The sequence below is a fragment of the Vulcanisaeta souniana JCM 11219 genome (genome assembly GCF_026000775.1).
GTDB lineage: Archaea > Thermoproteota > Thermoprotei > Thermoproteales > Thermocladiaceae > Vulcanisaeta > Vulcanisaeta souniana.
In genome coordinates, this window is sequence record NZ_AP026830.1 from 1,528,447 (window position 1) to 1,551,485 (window position 23,039).

General features: G+C 44.0%; 21 protein-coding genes. 14 read left to right on the forward strand and 7 right to left on the reverse strand.

What is annotated here, in order from left to right; all coding sequences use genetic code 11:
• Positions 1–124: 124 nt before the first annotated feature.
• The 4 genes from Vsou_RS08240 to Vsou_RS08255 all read left to right on the forward strand — a co-directional run bounded on the left by Vsou_RS08240 (position 125) and on the right by Vsou_RS08255 (position 3,154).
• On the forward strand, positions 125–799 hold the full coding sequence (locus Vsou_RS08240; protein ID WP_229709901.1) for a hypothetical protein: 675 nt from the start codon (positions 125–127) through the stop codon (positions 797–799).
• Positions 800–948: 149 nt separating this feature from the next.
• A complete protein-coding gene (locus tag Vsou_RS08245; RefSeq protein ID WP_188603763.1) occupies positions 949–2,043 on the forward strand; it encodes a M24 family metallopeptidase in 1,095 nt (364 codons plus the stop codon).
• A gap of 38 nt (positions 2,044–2,081) precedes the next feature.
• Positions 2,082–2,705 carry a histidine phosphatase family protein gene (locus Vsou_RS08250; RefSeq protein ID WP_188603762.1) on the forward strand — a complete coding sequence of 208 codons (624 nt, stop codon included), beginning with the start codon at positions 2,082–2,084 and terminating at the stop codon, positions 2,703–2,705.
• An 11-nt stretch (positions 2,706–2,716) separates the two neighbouring features.
• Entirely contained in the window at positions 2,717–3,154 is a 438-nt protein-coding gene (locus Vsou_RS08255) for a hypothetical protein (protein WP_188603761.1), read from the forward strand.
• Here the strand turns inward: Vsou_RS08255 and Vsou_RS08260 are convergent.
• Positions 3,141–4,259, reverse strand: coding sequence for a TIGR04053 family radical SAM/SPASM domain-containing protein (locus Vsou_RS08260; RefSeq protein ID WP_188603760.1), 1,119 nt, complete (start codon positions 4,257–4,259; stop codon positions 3,141–3,143). The two genes, Vsou_RS08255 and Vsou_RS08260, sit on opposite strands and share 14 nt — an antisense overlap.
• A gap of 108 nt (positions 4,260–4,367) precedes the next feature.
• Between Vsou_RS08260 and Vsou_RS08265 the strand changes: the two genes are divergently transcribed.
• The 5 genes from Vsou_RS08265 (at position 4,368) to Vsou_RS08285 (ending at position 9,882) form a co-directional block, all read left to right on the forward strand.
• Complete coding sequence (locus tag Vsou_RS08265; RefSeq protein WP_188603759.1) at positions 4,368–5,603, forward strand: radical SAM/SPASM domain-containing protein; 1,236 nt, start codon at positions 4,368–4,370, stop codon at positions 5,601–5,603.
• A gap of 70 nt (positions 5,604–5,673) precedes the next feature.
• Positions 5,674–6,972: an MBL fold metallo-hydrolase gene (locus Vsou_RS08270; RefSeq protein WP_188603758.1), complete on the forward strand. Its 1,299-nt coding sequence runs from the start codon at positions 5,674–5,676 to the stop codon at positions 6,970–6,972.
• Between the two features lie 96 nt (positions 6,973–7,068).
• The gene (locus Vsou_RS08275) at positions 7,069–8,424 is read left to right on the forward strand and encodes a RuvB-like helicase (RefSeq protein ID WP_188603757.1); all 1,356 of its coding nucleotides are present in this window, start codon (positions 7,069–7,071) and stop codon (positions 8,422–8,424) included.
• Positions 8,425–8,479: 55 nt separating this feature from the next.
• Positions 8,480–8,941 carry a hypothetical protein gene (locus Vsou_RS08280; RefSeq protein ID WP_229709900.1) on the forward strand — a complete coding sequence of 154 codons (462 nt, stop codon included), beginning with the start codon at positions 8,480–8,482 and terminating at the stop codon, positions 8,939–8,941.
• 227 nt (positions 8,942–9,168) lie between these two features.
• Positions 9,169–9,882 carry a DUF47 domain-containing protein gene (locus tag Vsou_RS08285; protein ID WP_188603756.1) on the forward strand — a complete coding sequence of 238 codons (714 nt, stop codon included), beginning with the start codon at positions 9,169–9,171 and terminating at the stop codon, positions 9,880–9,882.
• A 159-nt stretch (positions 9,883–10,041) separates the two neighbouring features.
• On the opposite strand, the gene Vsou_RS08290 is transcribed toward Vsou_RS08285, so the two are convergent.
• On the reverse strand, positions 10,042–10,422 hold the full coding sequence (locus Vsou_RS08290; protein WP_188603755.1) for a roadblock/LC7 domain-containing protein: 381 nt from the start codon (positions 10,420–10,422) through the stop codon (positions 10,042–10,044).
• 99 nt (positions 10,423–10,521) lie between these two features.
• Between Vsou_RS08290 and Vsou_RS08295 the strand changes: the two genes are divergently transcribed.
• Positions 10,522–12,618 carry a xanthine dehydrogenase family protein molybdopterin-binding subunit gene (locus Vsou_RS08295; protein ID WP_188603754.1) on the forward strand — a complete coding sequence of 699 codons (2,097 nt, stop codon included), beginning with the start codon at positions 10,522–10,524 and terminating at the stop codon, positions 12,616–12,618.
• A gap of 23 nt (positions 12,619–12,641) precedes the next feature.
• Here Vsou_RS08295 and Vsou_RS08300 read toward each other — a convergent pair whose 3' ends face one another.
• The 4 genes from Vsou_RS08300 to Vsou_RS08315 all read right to left on the reverse strand — a co-directional run bounded on the left by Vsou_RS08300 (position 12,642) and on the right by Vsou_RS08315 (position 17,463).
• On the reverse strand, positions 12,642–13,145 hold the full coding sequence (locus Vsou_RS08300) for a hypothetical protein (protein ID WP_188603753.1): 504 nt from the start codon (positions 13,143–13,145) through the stop codon (positions 12,642–12,644).
• Positions 13,146–13,283: 138 nt separating this feature from the next.
• Positions 13,284–13,811 (reverse strand): hypothetical protein, encoded by a 528-nt coding sequence (locus Vsou_RS08305; protein ID WP_229709899.1) that lies wholly within the window; start codon positions 13,809–13,811, stop codon positions 13,284–13,286.
• Positions 13,812–13,919: 108 nt separating this feature from the next.
• Positions 13,920–14,498, reverse strand: a complete 579-nt coding sequence (locus Vsou_RS08310) for a hypothetical protein (RefSeq protein WP_054844097.1) — start codon at positions 14,496–14,498, stop codon at positions 13,920–13,922.
• Between the two features lie 121 nt (positions 14,499–14,619).
• Positions 14,620–17,463, reverse strand: a complete 2,844-nt coding sequence (locus Vsou_RS08315; RefSeq protein ID WP_188603752.1) for an MMPL family transporter — start codon at positions 17,461–17,463, stop codon at positions 14,620–14,622.
• 43 nt (positions 17,464–17,506) lie between these two features.
• On the opposite strand from Vsou_RS08315, the gene Vsou_RS08320 reads away from it, so the two are divergent.
• From Vsou_RS08320 to Vsou_RS08335, 4 genes are all read left to right on the forward strand, one after another.
• Positions 17,507–18,376 (forward strand): ABC transporter ATP-binding protein, encoded by an 870-nt coding sequence (locus Vsou_RS08320; RefSeq protein WP_229709898.1) that lies wholly within the window; start codon positions 17,507–17,509, stop codon positions 18,374–18,376.
• Positions 18,377–18,403: 27 nt separating this feature from the next.
• Positions 18,404–20,176, forward strand: a complete 1,773-nt coding sequence (locus tag Vsou_RS08325) for a GumC domain-containing protein (RefSeq protein ID WP_188603750.1) — start codon at positions 18,404–18,406, stop codon at positions 20,174–20,176.
• A gap of 82 nt (positions 20,177–20,258) precedes the next feature.
• Positions 20,259–20,840 (forward strand): GTP cyclohydrolase I, encoded by a 582-nt coding sequence (folE, locus tag Vsou_RS08330; RefSeq protein WP_188603801.1) that lies wholly within the window; start codon positions 20,259–20,261, stop codon positions 20,838–20,840.
• A gap of 26 nt (positions 20,841–20,866) precedes the next feature.
• The gene (locus tag Vsou_RS08335; protein WP_188603749.1) at positions 20,867–21,307 is read left to right on the forward strand and encodes an RNA-binding domain-containing protein; all 441 of its coding nucleotides are present in this window, start codon (positions 20,867–20,869) and stop codon (positions 21,305–21,307) included.
• A gap of 7 nt (positions 21,308–21,314) precedes the next feature.
• Here the strand turns inward: Vsou_RS08335 and ilvD are convergent, their stop codons facing one another.
• Entirely contained in the window at positions 21,315–23,000 is a 1,686-nt protein-coding gene (gene ilvD / locus Vsou_RS08340; RefSeq protein ID WP_188603748.1) for a dihydroxy-acid dehydratase, read from the reverse strand.
• Positions 23,001–23,039: the final 39 nt, after the last annotated feature.

Here is a 23,039-nt window from a genome sequence, read left to right on the forward strand (position 1 = left end):
ACGCACCCTATGACTTTTAAACATTATTACTCATAATAATCCTTAGACCCAGTCATGAAAATACTTATTTTTGACATGATATGCATTTTTAAGTAAGAAATATTAATATCTAAAGTGAAAATTAATGCTCGTGTCCAAAGGTTTAAGTATCCAGCAAGCCGTTAGGATCATTATTGAGGAGAACCCCCTCTACGTAACACTGCTGTCCAGCGGGCTTGTCAACCTCTCGGCTCTTGCAAGGGGTATTAAGCCGCTGGTTGATTCAATGATTGGTAAGGACACCAAGGTATTCACGATAGTCAAAGCCCTAGAGAGGATCTCCATGAATTATAAATTAGTTAATGAATACCCAGACATAATCAAGGCCCTGAGCATGGCTGAGATAATAACATATAGCGGCATGGGTGAGATTGAGATCGCGCTTACGGAGGAGAATAAGGAGAAGGTGTTCAAGCTTAGGGATCTTCTTTCTGCCACGAAGGTCCACTTCATAATACTTAATGATGGAAATAGAATGCATGTAATAGCACCCCTTATGTACATAACGAGTGTTTGCACGGAGTCCAAGGTTGATGAATACGGCATGGTAAGGATAATGTTTGCCGGAAAGGCCCCGGTGGGTATTGTAACGTTTTTAGTCCAAGTCATGAAGTCGAATCAAATAGTTGCAAAACACGTACTTAGGTATGACAATGACATATACATAGTCGTGGATAGGGAAAAAACGCCCCTCTTACTAAATATAATTGAGAAGTTAAGAACCATGGCATTCCTTCAAGCGTCGCAGGCAAGTAAGTGAGTTACTTTTGATGTCCAATGGGAATAAAGAACTTTAAACCGTAGAGTAATGCGTAAATTAGTGATGAGTCTACGGGTACTGATTGAATGAATGACAGCGGCCTCTGCTGAACCCATAATTAATTAAACCCCACGCGGGTCTAAATTATCGTGGCAATTACAAAAAGAATTAACGGTTTTATCTCTGAGTTACGTAATTCATCGGTGGAACTAGCCATCATAATCTCAGGCCCCAACTTTAGGTACCTAGTTGGTTCTTACATAGATACTTTTGAAAGGTTTGGCGCATTAATAATTTGCCCAGGCAATGGTTCCCACTCCTTAATTCTGCCGAGGCTTGATGAGGGTAAGGCTAAAGCCACGGAGTTACCATACATTGTTTATGGCGATGACGAGGGTCCACTAAACGCAATTAAGTCCTTTGTTAATAGTAATTGTGGGGTCATTAGAAGGGTGGGTCTCGAGGGTAGGGCCACACTTAATTACCTGTGGGTCCTACGTAAGGCGATTGGCGAATTTAGTGATTATTCAATTGATGACTTATTGGCATCAATGAGGATTAGTAAAGATGAAGATGAGTTGGCAAGCATTGAACGTGCAGTCAAGGCTATTGAGGAGGGCATAAGGTTTGCTCATGAATCAATTAGGCCTGGAATGACTGAGGCTAATGTGGTTAGGATGATTAGCGATACCATTAGTAATGCTGGCGCCGAGCCTAGGGATGTGCTTGTTCAATCGGGGCCTAACTCAGCGATACCTCACTGGACACCCTCCAGGAGAAGGATTGAGGTTGGGGACGTAGTGGTCATTGATGTTACTGCGACGTACAATGATTACTATGGTGATTTAACGAGGACTCTCGTGATTGGTGATCCGCCCAGTTACTTTTGGCATGTTTATGAATTGGTAAAAAGGGCTCACGATGAGGCAATAGCCAGTATTAGGGAGGGTGTCACTGGCGCGTACATCGATTCAATTGCCAGGAGGGTCATTACAGAGGGTGGTTATGGTCAGTACTTCATACATAGGACTGGGCATGGGATTGGCCTTGAGGTTCATGAGGAGCCATTTATAAGTCAGTCCTATGATAAGGCCCTGCCAAGGGGCAGCGCATTCACCATCGAGCCCGGCATATACCTGCCCGGTAGGTTTGGTGTTAGGCTTGAGAGCAATATTGCAATTAAGCCGGACGGTAGGGTCGAGATCCTTGATAATTACTGGCCAGACCCAGTGATTGTGATTTAAGTAATGCTTTATTACCTCGCCTTCCCGTAATCATTATCATGATACTATACCTTGTTAGGCATGGGGAGGCACAGTTAAATGTACTTGGAATGCTTCATTCTAGGAATTATGAAAATAATCCATTGACGGATAAGGGAAGGCTAGAGGTTGCCGCGGCTGCGCTGCTTTTACGTAGGATGGGTGTTCACGGGCCTGTGTTTGCCTCGCCATTACTGCGTGCACGCCAGACCGCCGATTGCATTGACCGTAATTACAAGGTTGATGAGAGGTTGAGGGAGATAGACATGGGTGAGTGGGAGCTTAAGAAAATAAGTGAGGTTCCCTTTGATAATTACAGGAAGGATCCAGTTAGGTATCACCCACCTGGTGGTGAGTCAATGGAGTCTGTGGTTAATAGGGCCGTGGATTTCCTAAACTTCGTTAAGGGTGTTAATGAGAAATCCGTGATTGCAGTGAGTCATTGGCACCCTATTGCAACAATCGTGGCCCTGGTTACGGGGTTACCACTGAGTAATATCTATAAGTTACGTATTAGCACAGGGTCTATAACGGCCATTGATCTGGATAATGATGACGTAGTATTCCTTAATCTAAGCCCACTAAGGGTATTGAGGAGCCTTGGCATTGGTGATAGCGAGATAATGAGGGAGTGCGGTGGGTAGGGTTAATTACCATGAGTATTTTTACCTGCGATGAGGTTCACTGGAGGCTTGTTGAATTGAATATAGATCATGCATGTGGATTAGCAAGCCTAGTGAAGATTATTGGTGGAAGGCTCGGTATTTTTAATATTCCGAATATCATTGATGTCATGGTTTACAACAGTTACGAGACAGTTAACCATGCCTTAGGTGGTTCAGTAGTTGTTGAAAGGTCCCTGGTTCCGGGGCTACTCTCGCGCGCAATACTCATAGGGAGTATTCCCTATGCGTCCATTGAGGATGTAATCGTGTCTGTTGTTGTTAATAGGGACCTACCATGGTACATAGCCATAATCAGGGAATTAATGAGGAATAATAATGTAAGAAATAACCTAAGGTGGGAGTGGATCAATGAAGTGCTCAATAGGTTTGGGTTTGTAAGGTATTTCAATGAAATTATTTCGCAGTAGGTTCATAGACGCAGGCCGGATCTGAGGCGAGTGGGTCTCCTAGTTCGGTGTATGCCCTTGCCCTTGAGCCACCGCATATGTCCCTAAACTCGCATACACCACACTTACCGTTGAACCTAGCCTCCCTTATTGTCCTCAGTACTGGGTGCTCCTTATACACCTTAACTATGTTATCCTTCCTTACATTACCGAGGGTGAGTGGTAGGAAGCCGCTTGGGTATATTGAGCCGTCACTGGCGACGAATATTATTCCATAGCCGTCCCTCGTTGGTGTAAAACTGGATACCTTTGTACCTGTTGGTGGTTCGCCCATGATTTCCCTAAGTTTACTCGTTAATTCCTGGTATAGCTTACCGCCTGCATAATTCATGCCCGATCTTCTCTGCATGATGATTCTCCTGAAGAAGGGTGCCTCAACGGTCCTTACCTGAAGTCCGTATAGCGATGCTTCGTATAGGAACTGAACAACATCTTCGCTTTCCCAAGGGTCCAGGGGCTCAAGCTCCATGCCCCTGCCCACACGTATTAGGAAGAAGACCTCCCATGCATTGGCGCCGCTTTCCTTAACGATCTTAAATATATACGGTAATTCATGGACATTTAACTTCATGACAGCCGTGTTCACCTGAAACTCAATATCAAGCTTCCTTAATATATCAAAAACCTCCAGTGTCGCCTTAAATACATCGATCTGTTCCAGCGCCGTCCTCCTAATGTAGTTATGAGTCTCGGGCCTTGCGCCATCCAGGCTTATTGACATGGAACTAACCCTTTTCTTTAGTTCCCTGAGCAGGTCTTCATTAAGTAATTTCGTTGACACCGCGGGCGATAGGGCTATGGGAATGCCCATGGACTTGGCATGATCCATTATTTCAAATGCGTCATCCCTCATTAACGGGTCGCCGCCTGTGAGAATCAATACAGGATACGGCCTATCAAACCCGGTTAGGTCATCTATGAATTTCATGGCATCCCTGGTACTTAATTCAGTGGGTAATGGTTTGAGCAGTGCGTTGGCCCTGCAGTGCCTGCATGCCAGTGGGCATGCCTTAGTGGTTTCGTAGAATACGAGTAGTGGCTTCTCCTTAAGTGGCCATTTACGCATTGGCCTGCTTATTAATGCCTTTACTTTAAATAAATTGTTCAGTGTTATTTTATCAGTGTTTGTGTAAGTAAGGATTTATAACACAGCGGATTTTATCTTGGTTGTTCCATGATAAACATTACGAATTTAGTGGTTGGTGGTGGTACAGTAAGTCTGTCGATTAAGGGCCATGATTATGTGAGGAGTGGTAGGGAGTTCACGGATATCAGTAGGCCGTTAATATTCTGGAACATAACATACAGGTGCAATCTCAAGTGCATTCATTGCTACATAAATGCAATACAAGGGCTTTCAGGGAATGAATTGACAACCGAGGAGGCGCTTAGGATTATTGAGGATGCACATGAATTAAGGACACCCCTCCTTATTGTTAGTGGTGGTGAACCACTGGTTAGGGAGGACATTACTGAAGTGATGAGAAGGGCCAGTGATTATGGCATAAAGATTTCCCTGAGTACTAACGGCACATTGATCACCAGGGACTGGGCCTTGAAGCTCAGGGAATTGGGTGTTCAATACATCGGGATAAGTATTGACTCGCCAATCCCAGAGCTTCATGATAGAATAAGGGGTGTTTCGGGAGCATGGAGCTTGGCGATTAGAGGTATTAAGAACGTTATGGAGGTTGGTATACCAGTTGGTATTAGGACCACGGTTACCAGGCTAAATATTGATCGTGCAACTGAGATTGTTGAGTTGGCACATAGGCTGGGTATATCTAGAGTTGCCTTTTACCACCTAGTACCCAGCGGTAGGGGCAGGGGGATCATTGATCTATTACCAAGCCCAGACCAATTACTAAGGTTCCTGATTAAGTTAATAGAGGTCGCAAGGAACTACCCAGATGTTGAGGTATTGACTGTGGATAACCCGGCTGATGGCGTAGTTGCTTCCCTGTTAACAAGCAATGATGAAGACGAGTTCATGGGTAAGTTAAGACTCGTGAGCAGAATGGGCGCGTGTAGTGCTGGTAGGAAGGTCATGTCGATTTACCCCAATGGTGATGTTTACCCATGCCAATTCTTCAATGATAAACCAATGGGTAATGTCAGGAAGGAGAGATTAACAGAGATTTGGCTGAGGCCTAAGGAAAACACGGAATTGGTGATTAGGCTTAGGGAGAGGAATTATGGTGATTCACCGTGTATGAGGTGTCCATACCTGGGGTATTGCGGCGGTTGTAGGGTTAGGGCCGAGGTTCTAAACAGTGATGTTTGGTCTATGGACCCGCTTTGTACCATGAATTCATTACTAAGGCTTTGGAGACTTGGCGAGATCGAACTCAAACCCTGGCAGATCAGGATAATGAAGAACTTTGAGGAGGTATTAAAAACCCATGGCTAGTTCTCACCTATTTTAAGTCAACGTAACAACAAAGTACAAAAACCAGTTATTTCTACAAATACCTGCACAAATGGTTGATTTATTAGTCAAGATATTAGGTGGTGGAGGAGAAGTTGGCAGAATGGCTATTTTCACTAAGGATGTTAATTCCGACAGGGGTTTCCTCTTTGATTATGGCGTTAACTTCGACGAGAATGATAGGCCTGTAATGCCGAGCCACGTCAGGCCTAGGGACATAACCGCAGTCTTCCTAAGTCACTCCCACCTTGATCACTGCGGTGCACTGCCTAGCCTATACGTAAGTTCGCCACCGCCTATCTACGCTACGCCGTTAACCCTTGAATTGGCTGACGTGATGTTTAAGGACGCAATGAAATTAAGTGGGTATTACCTACCCTATGAGGATGAGGAGATTAAAGCTGTGCTTGATCATGCGATTCCCGTAACCTACGGTGAGGATGTCGATGTGTCGAAGGATACTAAGGCAACCATAATAAACGCTGGCCATGTTCCAGGTAGTATGTTAACGCTGCTCGAGGTTAATGGCACAAGGATACTGTTTACGGGTGACTTCAACCTATCGCCATCAAACCTACTTCGTGGGGCCGATATAAATAATGTGCCTAGGGATGTTGATGTCGTTGTAATGGAGGGTACGTACGTGGCCAACACGCATCCACCCAGGGAAGAGGTTGAGAGGGAGTTCATTAGGGTCATTAAGGAAACAATTGAAGGCGGAGGTTCCGTACTAATACCAGTACTAACCATAGGTAGAGCTCAGGAGATCCTAATAACGCTCTATAAGAATGGTATTGATTACCCTGTGATAATTGATGGATTGGCCAGGGTTGTTAATCAAATAGTGGCTAAGTACCCGCATTACCTGGCGAACCCTGAGCTTTACATTAAGGCCGTGGAGAACAGCCTCGAGGTTACCACGGACTATCAAAGGAGGTCATTAACCAAGGAGCCCGTGATAATAGTCTCACCGGCAGGAATGCTGAAGGGTGGCGCCGCAGTTTACTACCTAAAGAAATTAGGTAGGGACAGAAGGAACGCCGTGATACTACCGAGTTATCAAGCACCTGATACGCCTGGCTTTGAATTGTTAACTAGGGGTAGAGCATTCATTGATAAGGCCGAGATTGTGCTTGAGGCGAAGCTGTACTGGTTCGACTTTAGTTCCCACAGTGGTAGGGCGGAGCTTGAGGCATTTATTAACCACTTTAATCCAGATACCCAGGTGCTTCTCGTGCATACGGATGCAATAAAGGCTCTGCAGTTCCTTGAGAGGTTGAAGGTTAAGTACGGGATTGATAATGTCCATGTGCCAACCAACGAGGAGTCCATACTATTCAGCATTAAATAAGTGACTGTGTTTTAGTTCGTTCTGCATTTATTGGTTATGCACGTGGTTTACGTTAAAAAGGTTTAAAGATTATGCGTTTTAACTCCGTTATTTGCTATGTCCCAGATAAAGATTGAGGAGGTGAAATCAACCTTCGAAAGAGTTGGGTTACATAGTCACATCAAAGGTTTAGGCATTAGGGATAGTAAGGTGCAGTTCTCCGCGGATGGATTCGTTGGGCAAGTCGAGGCTAGGGAGGCTGCTTACTACGTGGTTAAGATGATTAGGGCTGGTAAGTTCGGCGGTAAGGGTGTCCTAATAGTAGGTCCACCAGGTACTGGCAAGACGGCACTCGCCATAGGAATTGCCAGGGAGCTTGGTCCAGACACGCCATTCGTGCAAATAAGCGCAGCCGAGGTCTATAGTATGGAGGTTAAGAAGACTGAGTTCCTGACCAGAGCCCTTAGGAGCGCCATTGGTGTTAGGATTAGGGAGTGGCGCAGGGTCTATGAGGGTGTTGTTAAGGGACTTGATATTCAGTACGGCAAGCATCCATACAATCCCTATGCCCAGATACCCAGGAGTGCAACGATAACCCTGGCCACCAAAGACGAGGAGAAGAAGCTAAAGGTGCCTGCCGAAATCGCTGAGCAGTTGATTGAGCTTGGAGTTGAGGAGGGTGATGTTATTTGGATTGATGAGGAGACTGGTAGGGTGTTTGTTCAGGGTAAGGGTGAGGGTGGTGAAGCATTTGATATCTATGTCAAGAGGAAGACCGAAGTACCAAAGGGCCCTGTTTATAAGGAGAAGGAGATCACCAGGTTTTTCACGCTTAATGACCTCGACATATACCAAGCAAGACAACAGGGATTGTTGAGCGCCATGATATTTGGCTTTGCAGCCGAGGAGCGCGAGATACCGAGTGAGGTTAGGAAGGCGGTTGACGAGTTTGTAATGAAGGTCATAAATGATGGTAAGGGCGAGTTAGTACCTGGTGTTCTGTTTATCGATGATGTTCACATGCTTGATATTGAAACCTGGGCGTACCTAAGTAGGGCCATGGAGAGTGAGCTGAGTCCAATACTCATTCTAGCCACCAATAGGGGTATAACGAAGATTAGGGGCACAGACATTGAGTCGCCACACGGTGTTCCGCTGGACATGCTTGATAGGCTCATCATAATCAGGACTAAGCCATATACGCCTGATGAGGTTAGGGAGATAATAAAGATTAGGGCGAGAGAGGAGAAGGTGTCCCTGGCAAATGATGCACTTGAGGTGTTGACGAAGATAGGCGCCGAGGAAAGTCTTAGGTATGCAATACAGTTGTTGGCACCGGCCCAGTTGAGGGCTCAGGAAATTGGCCATAAGGAGATTAGCAAGGAGGATATTGAGTACGTGAAGAAGATGTTCCTTAGCGTTAAGGAGAGTGTTCAGTACGTTAAGGAGTACGAGAATTACTTCCTGCGTTGATTTTCTACAATTAAAGAAAAGTTAAGATTAAAAAGGCAATAGGAAGTTCCGATTAATGGGGATATTGATGCTCAGCATGAATGATATTGTTCAAGCGATATACACGGTAACCAGGGTAGTTACGGTACCCGTAAATATACATGCGATTGTTTACCTGGCTGGCAGGGATTGGTCAATGTTCGAGAGAGATGGTGCATACGTTATTTATAAAACCACGGATACCCAGGGCAATCCCGTAACAATAAGGTTAAGGATCAGGGAGGCCGGTTCCCCAGTTTCCCGCTATTATGAGGTTTACGGCATGGAAATGCAGTTCAAGTACATGGGTAATGACTTCCTAGCTGTATACCCAGTAAACGGTGGTTTCAGTAAGGCTAAGGTTGATGATAAGTACCTACTTGACATAAGTACTAAGATTGGTGGGGGCGAACCATGCATAGTTGCCCTAAGTATAGGCCAGGTACCAGCTATATGTAAACAAATTGGTAAGTTCTACATGATTATTGCAAGGGCATGAGTAATCTCATGAACCTTAATAATTCAATTTTTAATTAATTCTACATTATTTAATTCATCAGTAGCGGCGTTCTACTTCATCAGTCTGTTGGGTTCATCATCATCATCACCTTAACTAATTAAATTACCAGGGAATTTTAATTGTTTAGTAATGGTAATGCGGGGAACGCGAGTCTGTTTAGCAGGTAAGGAATTGGTTTTTATATCAATCTAGTATAAAATTAGGAAATGTCCAGGGTAATACGAGATTTTTGGGGCAAGATATTGTCACCGCTTTACGTTGGGGAGAAAGAATTCTTAGGCAGGTTAGTGACACATTTAGGGCTTAGTCAGAAGGCAATGGGTATACTGGAGAACATGGTACTTAGCGCCATGGAGAATAGCGGTATAAGTAAAACTAAGGTCTCTGAGGGCATGAGGGAGATAGCTGCCCTTGAGCGTGAGGGTGATGAGATCGTTAGGCAGATAAATGACTATGTACTTAAGGGGGCTGTTCCAATAACCACAGCCTCTATAATGGACACGATACTCAACAAGTCAGATGATATCCTAGATGGTATTCACGTATTATCAAGGGAGTTGAGGCGTACGTATTATTTATGCAATACGGAGCCTGTTAGGAACTTCCTTGGGGAGGAGTTCCTGGAGATGCTTAGGATAGGTAAGGAGGCTTTGAAGATGCTTATTGAGATAATAAATGACCTAAACGTAAGGAGCTTTAGTGATATTAGGGTAATGGTGATGGGAATACAGAAACTTGAGGAGGAGGTTGATGACATAAAGGACTCCGCCCTGGATAAGCTATATGCAAGTGCGAAGGAATTAACGTACGTAGAGTTCATGAGTAGCATGAGCCTGATATTCGGCATTGACGACGTCCTAGACTCCATAAAGGACATAGCTTACATGATATTGACACTGATTAGTACTTATGGCACCTAAACCTAGAACCTACCTTATTTCTCTTCCCTCCTGCTGGTACTACATCCTGCCCGTAGCCTTTATTCTTAACCATTCTCTCCACTAGTAATGCATTTAACATAGAGAAACTGAAGAAATATCAGAAGCAAAATATTTTACTTATGGGAAATATTAAGCGTATTATTCAATAAGTATCTTTGTTAGCTTATCCTTTAATTTATCTATCTCCAGAAGCACCAGACCTAGGTTTGGATCAGGCTTTGCTATTGCCGTTAATATTAAGTCCTTGCTCAACGGCGCCACCAATAACGTGTTCCTGGTGTATTGCGATACACTTATTACTGATTCCCCAAGTCCTAGTTCCGCACCGAGCCTATCTATTGTACTTCTTGCTATTGCCACCATCGCACTAACCACCTTTGCATTGAACTCACCACCAACTTTAAAGGCCACTGGCAAGCCATCGCGCCTAACAACCAATGCGCCTACAATATCCGGAAATACTCTACCCATGAATTCCTCCAATGCATCCACAACCTCCTTGCCTACACTGGAGCTCATCATTGTACAATATTTTCAATCCTTAAAAACCTTTCTATCTAATCTATCTAATGCGTAGCCACACTCTTTAAATGCCACTCATTATCCAATAGCAATGAAATGCCGGTTAGGGAACACTTGGACATAGTGATGGGCAATTCCCAGTACCTAGATGACATAAAAATGGACAACATGGTTTATCTCCATGTAATTAGGTCGCCATACGCCAGGGCCAGAGTCTTAAGGATTGATTCGTCAAGTACTAAATTTCTACTCTTCCTAACAGCCAATTACATTGGAAACCTACTAATGCCTTCTATGCCTGTGTCTAACGCTAGGATCATTAAAATGCCCGTATTATCCAACGGCACTGTGAATTTCATAGGACAACCAGTGGCGGCGGTGGTTACAGACTCCACGTATGCACTTGAGGATGTCGTAGACGAGGTATCGATAGAGTATGAACCATTAAAACCTGTAATTACAATAGACGAGGCATTAAGGAATGAGGAGATTATACACCCAGAGATAGGCACAAACGCATCCCTGGATACCACGTTGGAGGGCGGTGACCTTAACGTGTTTAAGGAAGCAGATGTGGTTGTTGAGAGGGAGATTGAGCAAGCCAGATTGGTCGCCAACCCAATGGAGCCCAAGGGATGCGTCGTTTATTACAATGGCGATAAGCTCCTCGTCTATGTATCCACTCAATCAACGTTTAGGGTCAGGTCAGACCTGGCGGAGGTCCTCGGGCTACCGATTGATAAGATTGTGGTTAAGGCCCCTAAGAACGTTGGCGGTGGTTTTGGCAACAAGACACCGGCCTACCCCGAGTACGTACTCGCTGCGATAGCATCAATGAAGCTGAAGAGACCCGTTAAGTGGGTTGAGACGAGGACTGAGCACTTGAACAATGCAACTCAGGGCAGGGGCGTCAAGTCTAGGATGAAGCTCTACGCCAAGAGGGATGGGACTATACTGGGTATTGAGGGCGAAGTCATTGTTAACCTGGGCGCCTATAACTTCACCATAAACGCGTCATCGCCGATATTCATAGCGAACCTATCCACGGGACCCTATAGAATGCTCGCGGCCAGGGTCAGGGCGATCGGCGTTTTCACGAACACACCACCCTCCGGTCCATACCGAGGCGCAGGTAGGCCCGAGGCCGCGTTAATTCATGAAACCCTAATTGATGACCTAGCCGATGAATTGGGCATGGACCCCGTCGAGGTCAGGAGAAGGAACATAATTAGGGATGGCGAGACCTACAAGACGCCTTTAGGTCTTGTTATTGACCCTGCCAATTACCAGTCAATTCTCGAGGACGCCGCTAGGCATTATTATGAGTTAAGAAGTAGGTATCCAGGTAAGGGTGTTTCCATAGTTGTCTTTGCGCTCTATGTAAGCACGTTTGGTGGAGAGGGCGTTAAGGCCGTGATTGGCAATGGCAAGTTAAGGCTCTACATTGGTTCTAGACCACAGGGTCACGCCCACGCATCCGCATTCACTAAATACGCCTCTGAGGTGTTTGGGGTGCCCGAGGAATTAATTGAGGTTGTGCCTGGTGATACCGAAACCCTTAACTACGGTGTTGGCACATTCGGTAGTAGGAGTGCCACTGTGGTTGCGGCAGCGATTACGGAGCTGGCGGAGAGGATTACATCGAAGTCATCATCAATGGGTCTATCATTGATTGATGCCATTAAGTCAAGGGGCATTGTTATTGAGGAGGAGGTTGATTATAAACCAAGCATTACCATACTCGCGCCGGGCGCCCATGTCGCGGTTGTCGATTTCAACCCAGAGACCCTGATGGCTAATGTGATTGATTACTACGCGGTCTATAACGTCGGTAAACCACTTCTTGAGGAGGAGGTTGAGGCACAGCTTCATGGTGGCATACTCCAGGGAATTGCGCAAGTGCTTTGGGAAGGTGCTATATACAGTGATGATGGAACACCGCTTCATGTGACCCTCGCGGATTACGGACTGCCCAGCCCTCCTGACGTGGTATATAAGGTATTGACTAGAGGCTTGAATATGCCATCGATTATGCCAGGTGGGTTGCGTGGTATTGGTGAGGCTGGGACGACGGGTGCATTGGCAAGCACATTCCTGGCTCTTGAGAAGGCGATAAGTATTAGGTCAGGTATTAGGGTTAAGCTCAGTAGGACACCAGTAACGCCATCTTACCTATTTCAAATAATTAAGTAAGAATGAATGATATTTTTAAGAAATTATTTAGATGACTCAAGTAATGCCTTGAAAAGATTTATTGGAAACGTACGATCCATGTTTAAATAATCAAGTAGTGTCGTGTATAAATCAAATGGCAGTGCGCCAGCCAATATTGTCCTTGCCAGGAAGAACTTTGCATCAGAGTCACCGCATGTCTTAATGGCCTCTGTAGCTTGTAGTGCAGTAAAGGCTGCGTATAGTCCAGGGTTAACGTTGTATACTGTGAATATTGTCAATATGCTGTCTGCATACTCACTAATGTCCGTTGTGCCTATGAGCTTCTTAACATTTTCCTGAATCTCAGCAAACTTACCTACTAATGCGTTTACGTCGTTTGATAATTCAGGGAATAGCTTAATTAGGGTATTGATTGCGTTCTTCGTTATGGTATCATAATTTCTCAATACACATTCACTTGGTTTTATGCTGAAGCTAGCTATGATTAATTGAGCGGTTTTCTTCACCGCCTCCTTCACATCAATGCTACCTCCTGCAGTACCCATTGGGGACAACCGCGTCAGAGGGGGTATTTAAGTATTTAGTAGTAGAAAGAAGGTTATGAATGGTAATTGCAAGGTTAAGAGGCAATGATAGGCAGAGTTTTTAGTTTCAATAACGTTAAATGCATCACCAAGCATTTATTACTGTGTTGTCTCAAGTAATGCCTTCAATAGGTTTATTGGGAAGTTGTGATCTAGGCTAAGGTAGTCGAGTAATAATCTATACAGGTTATTCGGGAGTGAACTAGCCAACAAAGTTCTTACTAGGAAGAACTTTGCGTCAGAGTCACTACAGATTTTTGCGGCCTCCATTGCTTGAATTGCAGCAAAGATTCCATAGATCCCTGGGTCAACATTGTATGTTGTGAAGATCGTTAATACGGCATCTGCGTATTGCCCCGGGTCCTTTATCCCAACGAGTTTCCTACTGGCCTCCTGTATCGCGGTGAATTTACTTGCCAGCGCGTTTAGTTCAGTTGATAGTTCGGGGAATAACTTAAGCACTTGTTGCATGGCATTTAGAGTTATTGTTCCGTAATTCTTCAACAAGCAGTCACTTGCTTTTACGTCTAGGGCTGATGCTATTATATGGGCAATGTACCTAACAATTTCTTTAACATCTGCGCTACCCGGTGTACCAACTATGGTATTTGGTTCCGGCGAACTCATTATACTTATTAGTAATTGAAGAAATATAAATATTAGGTAATTGAAATAATATTATTTACACATTAAGGCTAAATAAATACTGTTATAGCTGTAACATATTGATCGTAACTAGTCAGAATGATTATTCAAGTGTAGAAAGTGAAGAAAAGAGAATCTACTTATAATAGGCAATATTGCCATTGATGGAACCATGGCCACAATGGGTTTCCAGGGAACCAGGACCCTGGGTGCCTCCAACTCTATCCTCACATTCTCAATAACATCACTAATGCATCTGCTCATTGGTTTGATGCACACCATCCTTTCGTCAACGAAATGCCTTAGAGCATCGTAAATCTCATAAACAATATTAAACCTAGGGCCAATGAGGTGTTGCACATACTCCCTGCTGATCTCGGTCTCAGCTTCTATTACACCGTCATTAAAGATCCTTGCATGGAGTTCCCACGGGCCATAAATCCTCATAACCAAACTATATAATTCACCTCTACTCACTGCCAGCATTGTTTGTCTAAAGCCCTTGTTGATTAACCCCATGGCTACATCATGCACCCTATAAGGAGGTATCTTGATAATGAATATGTGAGTTCTCGAACCCCTCATTATTAGGCTAAGAGGTATTCTATACCTCTTTCCATCCTCAAGACGCACAAGCCAGGGCAAATAAACAACGTAGGTACTTCCCATATAGGGTAATTCACTAATCTCTTTAAAATTACTTCCCTTGTCTCTTATTAATCTAACGTGAGGTTTCATGTGGCGTAAAAGGCTAAAATGCGGAGCAAGCATTAAAGCTCGGCATGGGTAATTAACGCTGTCTGGATTCAGGGGAAAGAGGTTCATTTTTAACTGCATTTATCATGGTTGTACTATAGAATGGCCACCAATTCCACTTACCGAGTAGAACTATTATTGCTGGTACGAGTAATGGTCTGACAATGAATGAATCAATGATTACTGAGGAGGCCACGGCAAGAGCCACCTGCTTGAGTATGTAAATGCTTGATAGTGCCAGGGAGGCGAAGGCCATGGCAAGTACGAGGGCTGCGCCGGTTACAACGGGCCCCGTTACCTCAATGGACTTGACGATCGCATCTTTATCACTTAATCCATTATTGATTTCCTCCCTAAACCTGCTTATTATGAAAAGGTCGTAGTCAGTACCCACGCTGAGCAGGAGCGAAATTAAGATAACTGGTAGTAACCAGTAGGTCATTACCCCCAGTAAGCCTTGGAATACGTATATTGTCAGTGCCAATGACCAAGTGATACTCATGAGAACTGTAGCCACCAGTCTCAGTGGGATCATTATAGACCTCATGTATATAGTGAGTATGGCAATGTTTATCGCGATCATTACATAGAGTATGAGACCATAGTACTCACGCTCAAAGCCAAGCACGAAGTAGTACTTATCCGCAGGCGATCCCCCGATCAACACCTTAACCCCATACTCCCTAGCCACCTCATTGGCCACCTCCCTTAGCCCTAGGTATATTGGTATGAGCTTGTCGGACAACGATTGCTGGTTAACCGTGGCAGTTATTATGTACATGTTAGAACCATTGTATGAAAGAGCCGCATTTATTACATAGTCCTGCCCCTTGATGGCGTTGAGTAATGACAATGCAGCCGATTTATTGCCGTAAACCACTAAATACGCGGTCGAATAGTCATAATCCCTGAAGTAATTGAGCAGCAAGCTAAGTCCGACCTTAGCCGGCGTGTTTGGCATTACCTGCACTGGGTCAGTGGTTATCTTAATATTTAGTATTAAGTACGTGAGCGCCAGAGCCGTTATTGCCAGGAATATAGCTACGATAGTCCTTGGTTTATCGACGGCGAACCTAGCCATCCTCGAGAGAAAGGCAGTCCTTAACTCAACGGACTTAGCCCTTAACCCCATGGGCCATAATACCCCGTCACCGAGCAACCTCATGGCTTCAGGTAATATTATTGCAGTTGCTGTTATCGTGAGCGACACTGCTATTATGAAACCAATTCCAATGTCCTGTATGTAACCATACCTCGAGATGGCAAAGCTACCAAGCCCAAATCCAACAACTGATGCGCTGACGAGGATTGTTGGTCTTACCCTGGATAAAACAATGCGCAGCGCCTCGTTCTTGCCATGCCCCCTGATCCTCTCCTCCAGGTACCTGCTGAGCATTAGCATACTATAATCAACGCCTATGCCGAAGATTATCGGCGCGATCATGTAAACGGTTAGGTAATAAAGCTTGAAGTGTATTGCCCAATTATAGAGTAGTCCAAGGGATGCTAGGTAGGTTAATCCAAGTGCTATTAGTGACATTACTGGGCCAATTAGTGTGCCTAGCATTGAAATCATTGTGATGAATACAAGGACGGATGTGGTCTTGTCGATTATGTTTACGTCGCTGGTAACCATTCTCTCGAGCTCGTAAAGAATGACATCAGTACTAACTGGGTATGTCCAATCCTTTCTCGTTAGCAAGTCATAAATGGTATCCTCGTAACTACTCGGCAATGTTATAAAGGCCACTGTGTAGGTGCCGTTTAGGAATTTTTGCGTTATGTTATCGGGTAGGTCAAGCATACTTGGTGGTGGGTGTTCCTGCACCAGGACATTTATGACACTGCGGTTCAATTCATAAATTACTGAATAAACAATAGAGGGATTGTTATTGCATGTTAATTGGTACATGTATGGCAGTAGTAATGGTGGTGTTGCGTTGGTGTACTCCTGGATCAGGATAAGTCTAAGCAGGTTTAGGTTTGTATTAGGGCCTATTAGTATGGCGATCCTAAGTAGTGTTGCATTGGCATTGCTGTTTATGAGTGACTGATAGACATAACCAGTCACATTACTTACTGGGTTAAGTCCTGGGTATGTCTCTTGGAGTATTTCCTCATAGCTTGTTAATAATATGCCCGTTATGTTTTCGGTAGCTAATGCATATGGCGTTGGTTCATTCCCTACGGCGACCTCCAATTTATTGAGCGTTTCATTGGCTAGTACATTAATGTACTCACTGTATCCATACTCACTCATGTACTTCCTTGTTGATAATACAAATAATTCTGTTAATGATGCATTGGGATAGTTTCTTAGGTAGTAATTTTCTGTTTCGTAATATAGTATTTGCCCGTAATTAATGGTTGCGTTCAAATCACTTTCTATATTATTAGTTATATTAAAAACCCTGGAATAATACTCCCTGTTTAGGCTTAGTATTGTTGAGCAGTCATTATTTAACCTCCAGTAGAGGCTCCATATACCTGGTGTTTCGTTGCTTATTACGTTCATGGCGAACCTACTTATTGTTTCGTTGTAAATCGTATAAACGCTGTTATATGCCGTTAATAGGTCCATCACAGATATACTTGGCGCATCTATGGCATTAACGGCATTATTCACGTAACTCAACCTGCTTTCCACCGTTTCATTGCCATCCAACTTAACGACAACCACAAGCGTGGTCTCGTTTGAGGTACCTATGTACTTATTGACTAGGTTACTCACTATAATGGGTTCTATATTACTGGGCATTAATTGCGTCTCATCATATGTAAGCACGCCAAAGACACGGAGTGCGTAATGCGCTAGGTAAATCATTACGATGAGCCACGCCACAATTATTAGAAGTGACAATGTGTCCCTTCCCTCCATTCGCCATAAGGCATTTTAACCTTATTAAATAACATTCCTCGTGATGGAGAATAAAGAAGTCGTTAAGCTCATTAATGTAAGCAAGAGGTATTATATAGGCGGTAGTGTTTATGTTGATGCGTTAATTGACGTAAATATATCAATCAAGGAAGGAGAAATTGTGATAATAATGGGGCCCAGTGGTTCAGGTAAGACCACGCTCATGAATATAATGGGCACGCTCGATAAACCAACAAGTGGTAGAATTATTATAGATGGTGTTGATGTCACGGACGTAGATGAGGATTACCTATCCAGGTTTAGGCTTGAGAAACTCGGTTTTGTATTTCAACAATACAACCTAGTTTCCCAGTTAACCGCGCTTGAGAATGTTATGCTACCCATGTTACTAACTGGTAAATACACAAAAGATGAGGCAAGGGAGAAGGCGAGGTTACTCCTGGATCTCGTTGGTGTTGCTGAGTTCATGAATAATAAGCCAAGTCAATTGTCTGGCGGCCAGCAACAGAGGGTTGCAATTGCGAGGGCCCTTGCCAACGATCCATCGTTCATAATAATGGATGAGCCAACAGGCTCCATTGACTTGGCAAGCTCTTTTCTAATACTTGATTTAATTAGGCTATTGAACAAGACTATTGGGGTTACCTTCGTTATTGCCACGCATAACATGGAAGTCGCATCAATTGGTAGCAGGATTATTTACCTTAGAGGTGGTAGGGTGATGCAGGAGAGCGATCTTGCCAGGATAAAGGAGGAATTTAGTAAATTGAGGGTTGACCGGTCCGCCGTGATTAAGTCGTACCTTAGGATACTCGATATTGAGGAACAAAGGATTATGAGACTGGGTGAGGATATAAGCGAAATAGAGAGGAAGAGAAAAATAATGAACGATGTAATAGGTGATAAAGATTAATTAAGCGAAATTAATTAGGCGCTATCAATGAACATTAAGTACCTAATAGCGCTGGCTCTCGCGGGGTTACTGGCCATGAGTAGCATTGCATACGCGGGTGAGTCATTGAATGCGTATTTTACGGTTAATTACATAACCTACCTAAATCCTAATGGGCAAGTGAACAATTATTACATTGAATACACTCTGTCAATATACAACAATGAACCACGCTCAATACCGCTCAACGTCTCAATGAGCATCCTACCATACTCCAGCGTAATATACACGTCACCAGCGGCCACTGCGATCAATAACAACATGGTAACCTGGATAATAACATTACGGCCATACTCAGAGGAGGTTCTCGATGTCAGGTTTAAGCCTGTTTACACATTACTCCCCATAGCTACCCTGGACTACGGGGTACTTGTTAATGGATCAAGCGTGAACTCAACCGTGGTTAATGGTAACGTGGGCACTAATGTTGAGATATTTATAAACACCACCAATCAGTTACCATTTCCAATAGTGACTACGATAACATTAACAAGGCAATCAGGATTATTTTATGAATATAATATTACACCAACAATAACCCAGGACTTACTGGGTTACGAGGTTGACTATTGGTTATTCAATACAGAGAATGTGACATCCATGTCCTTAAACATGATCACCGAGAACATGGGTCCCTGGCACAGCATAAGGATAAACCCAATAACTGTCCAGACCAGTATTGACCTAAATGAATCGATAAAGGCATTAAACGAGTCAATAAACAGCCTAAACTCAACGCTCAATCAATTAGTGTCATTCTCCAGTACCGTAATTAACGCCTCAAGCTTGTCAAGCAACTATACAACACAGTTCTTTCAATTAATAGCCCTACTTAACCAAACAGCCCAGGTACTTGGTGCATCTGCATATTTAATAAACTCAACATTAATGGTCGAAGGCCTACTCCAGGCTCAACTTGTTGAGCTTAAGGTTGCGCTTTCAACGGAGGGGCAGATACTGGGTACTGAAGTAAGCGTGATCTCCCAAATAAGGAGCTTATTGGGTCCCATTGCTAATAATCAACAGAGCTATATCAATGAATTAAATACGTTAAAGCAAGACCTACTCCAAATAGAGAGCTCCACCAATAATGCAACCTTAATCAGTGAAATAAATAATGCCATAACAATAATAAACCAACTTGAGGGCTCACTAACGGCACTTACCCAGTTATATAATGGGCTCGGTGCTGTCCAGGATGAACTAACGTCAACACAGGCCCAGGTCAATCAGGCAGTTAACGGTCTAAACTACGCAATAGCAGCCGCCAATGAAAGTGAGACGCTAATAATAAGCATATCGAATAACCTATACCTGCTCCACAATGAGTTACTTAATTTGACTAATCAATTATTGGCCACATACTTAAGCATATCATCATATCAAACAAGGGCGTTATCATACATGGCCCAGGTAAACAATTATGAGGAGGAAATTAGAAGCATGATTGTTAATGACGAGGTCGAGGAAACCGTACTGAACACATTGGCGAAGCAATACCTTAGTTACGTAAGTATCAATGAGACTAATGTTAGTACTGATGTTACTGTGGAGGAGACCTTCATAATTAATATGCCGTCAATTGTGAACACACAGTACCTATTGCAACTTATAAATGCGACTACAGCCCAGGGCAATGAGACACAAAGCCCTAGGACTATTGGCATTGTAGTTAATGGTTACTATGGTTATTTTTTAATAATGGGTATTGCAGTATCAATAATGCTGATATTAATATTAATAAGGAAATTTCGTTACTAATTATTTTCAATAGGCATGAGTGTTTTCCTTAAATAGGGGGTATTAATCGCCTGCTCTTGTGCGTAGTAACCGTAATGATTCGATGATGGATGCAGAAAAATACGTAAGTAGGATAATAGAGTTTCTGGGGGACGATCCAGATAGGCCGGGTCTAAGGGAGACACCTAGGAGGTTCATAAGCGCCCTTCTTGAGTTAACCCGTGGCTTAAGGGAACCACCGCCTCAGGTTAAATTCTTCCCCATGGAGGATAGTAAGTATGTTGGGCGTATCACCGTTAATGACATTGAGTTCACATCATTATGTGAACACCACTTATTACCAGTCATGGGCACAGTCACCGTGACTTACGAACCACTCAATAGTGAGGTTCCTGGGTTAAGTAAGGTGGCTAGGTACGTTAAGTGGCTAGCCGCGAGACCCATGCTTCAGGAGAGGTTCACGGCCAGGCTTGTCAATGAGCTTAAGGAGGTACTTCATGCGAGGTATGTTTATGTTAAGGTCTGTGCATTACACATGTGTGCAATGATCAGGGGTGTTAAGGATGAGGATATGTACATGACGACGGAAGCATGGTCTGGGGATTTAAGTAATGAGGAATTGATGGAATTAAAACAAACAGTGCATTGCAAGGTACCTAGGATAGTCCTAACTAAGGATTATTAAGAGGTTACTTCCTTAGTTATCCGGAAATGAATCCAGTGGAGCACATTGAATTGAGTACACACGTACATGCCACAGAGAGCGAGCTAAAGGTCGTTAAGGCATTACTCAATCTATTACCGCCAAGGTACAGGGAGAACCCAGGTATTGTGAGGAGGGAGGGACAGGGGCATTTTGGTAATGACATAAATACTATAAAAGCTCAATTTAAGGGCGATGACGCGCTACAGATCACTCAATACATACTTACGATAATTGACCAATTGGACAGAGAAATAATACTGGTTAGCATAGATAGTAGGTTTGAAGAGGGTAAATTATACCTGAGGTTTAACAAGCAGTTGGCATATAATGGCATAGCCAGGCTTGATGATGGTGACGACGTAATTAAGGTAATAATAAAATTCAACCACTGGGTCCTTAAAGATGAGGGTATTGAAAACATAATTAAGCAATTAGTTCATCATTAGTTTTTGATTAGGTTTTTGGCAGTGTTACGGCGCCCATGGATGCAGACGTAACTAAGGAAGCATACTTAGCCAAGAGTCCCCTTGTGTATCTAGGCGGTGGTGGCTGCCAGTTCCTTAACCTCCTCTTGATCTCCTCATCAGGAACAAGAAGGTCTAAACGACCACTCTCGGCATCTATGAGTATCCTATCACCATCCTCGACAATTGCTATTGGTCCTCCAACTGCCGCCTCGGGCGCGACGTGGCCTATCATGAATCCTCGTGTAGCACCACTGAATCTGCCATCAGTGACCAACGCAACATCCTTACCCAACCCAGCCCCAACTATTGCTGAAGTAACCCTAAGCATCTCCGGCATTCCAGGACTGCCCTTAGGACCCTCATACCTAATGACCACGACATCACCAGGCTTAATCTCACCCCTCCTAATGGCCTGGAAGGCATCTTCCTCACTATTAAATGGTCTTGCCCTTCCCTCGAATTTCATTAATTCTGTAGCTGCTACCTTAATGACCGCTCCCTCGGGTGCTAGAGAACCCTTAAGTATTCTAATGCCACCCCAGGACTTTATTGGGTTACTAACATCCTTAACAATATGCTCATGCGGTACATTTGGGAATTTATAGTCCCTTAAATTCTCCTCTAGTGTCTTACCGGTTATCGTAAGTACCTTACCATTGAGTAGACCGGCTTTTAATAGCTTAATCATGACTAACGGGACTCCGCCGACCGTATCTAGGTCCGCCATTACATAATCACCACCTGGTCTCAAGCTTGCTATGTATGGGGTCCTCCTTGATATCCTGTCAAAATCATCAAGACTTAATTTAACTCCAGCCTCGTAGGCAATGGCTAGTAAATGAAGGATTGCGTTTGTTGAGCCGCCCATCGCCATTAATACCGTTATTGCGTTCTCAAAGGCTTCGTAGGTCATTATGTCCCTGGGCTTTATGCCGAGCTCGATCACGTTCATAAGCGCCACACCGCTTTCTATTGCATACATAACTCTCCTGGCTGATGTTGCTGGCGGCGAGGCACTGCCAGGGAGTGCCATACCTAGTGCCTCAGATAGTGCTGCTACTGTGTTGGCTGTGAACAAGCCTGCGCAGGTTCCATAAGTTGGGTGGGCCCTCTTCTCAATTTCGTAGAGTTCATTCTCTGATATCTTGCCTGCTAGGTAGGCGCCGACGGCCTCATGAACATCCTCGATGGTGAGCTTCAAATTGCCATAGAAGCCAGGCTCTGCAGTACCGCCATATAGGTAAACCGCTGGTATGTTTAGCCTTGCCATGGCCATTAAAATACCGGGTGTTGTTTTGTCACAGCCGCCAATGCCTATGAAGCCGTCAAATGCATGAGCATTGACCTGGGCCTCTACGGTGTCGGCAATGACCTCCCTACTCACCAGGCTATATCTCATTCCCTCGGTTCCCATGCCTATGTTGTCATTAACAACTATGGTTGGTACGGTTAATGGGGAACCGCCACCCCTGCGTACTCCCTCCTTGACGTGGTTGGCCAATTGCAGTGTATGTAAATTACAGGGGCCTGCCTCGCTCCATGCAACAGCAACGGCAACGAGCGGCTTTCCTATATCTTCATCTGTAAAGCCTACGGCCCTTAAGAATGCCCTGTGCGGCGCATTTAAGACCCCTGCGTATCTATCTTCACTACGTAGTTTTATCTTGGTCATTGGTAGCACCTTACCTCTCTATCTTAATAACTTTACTAT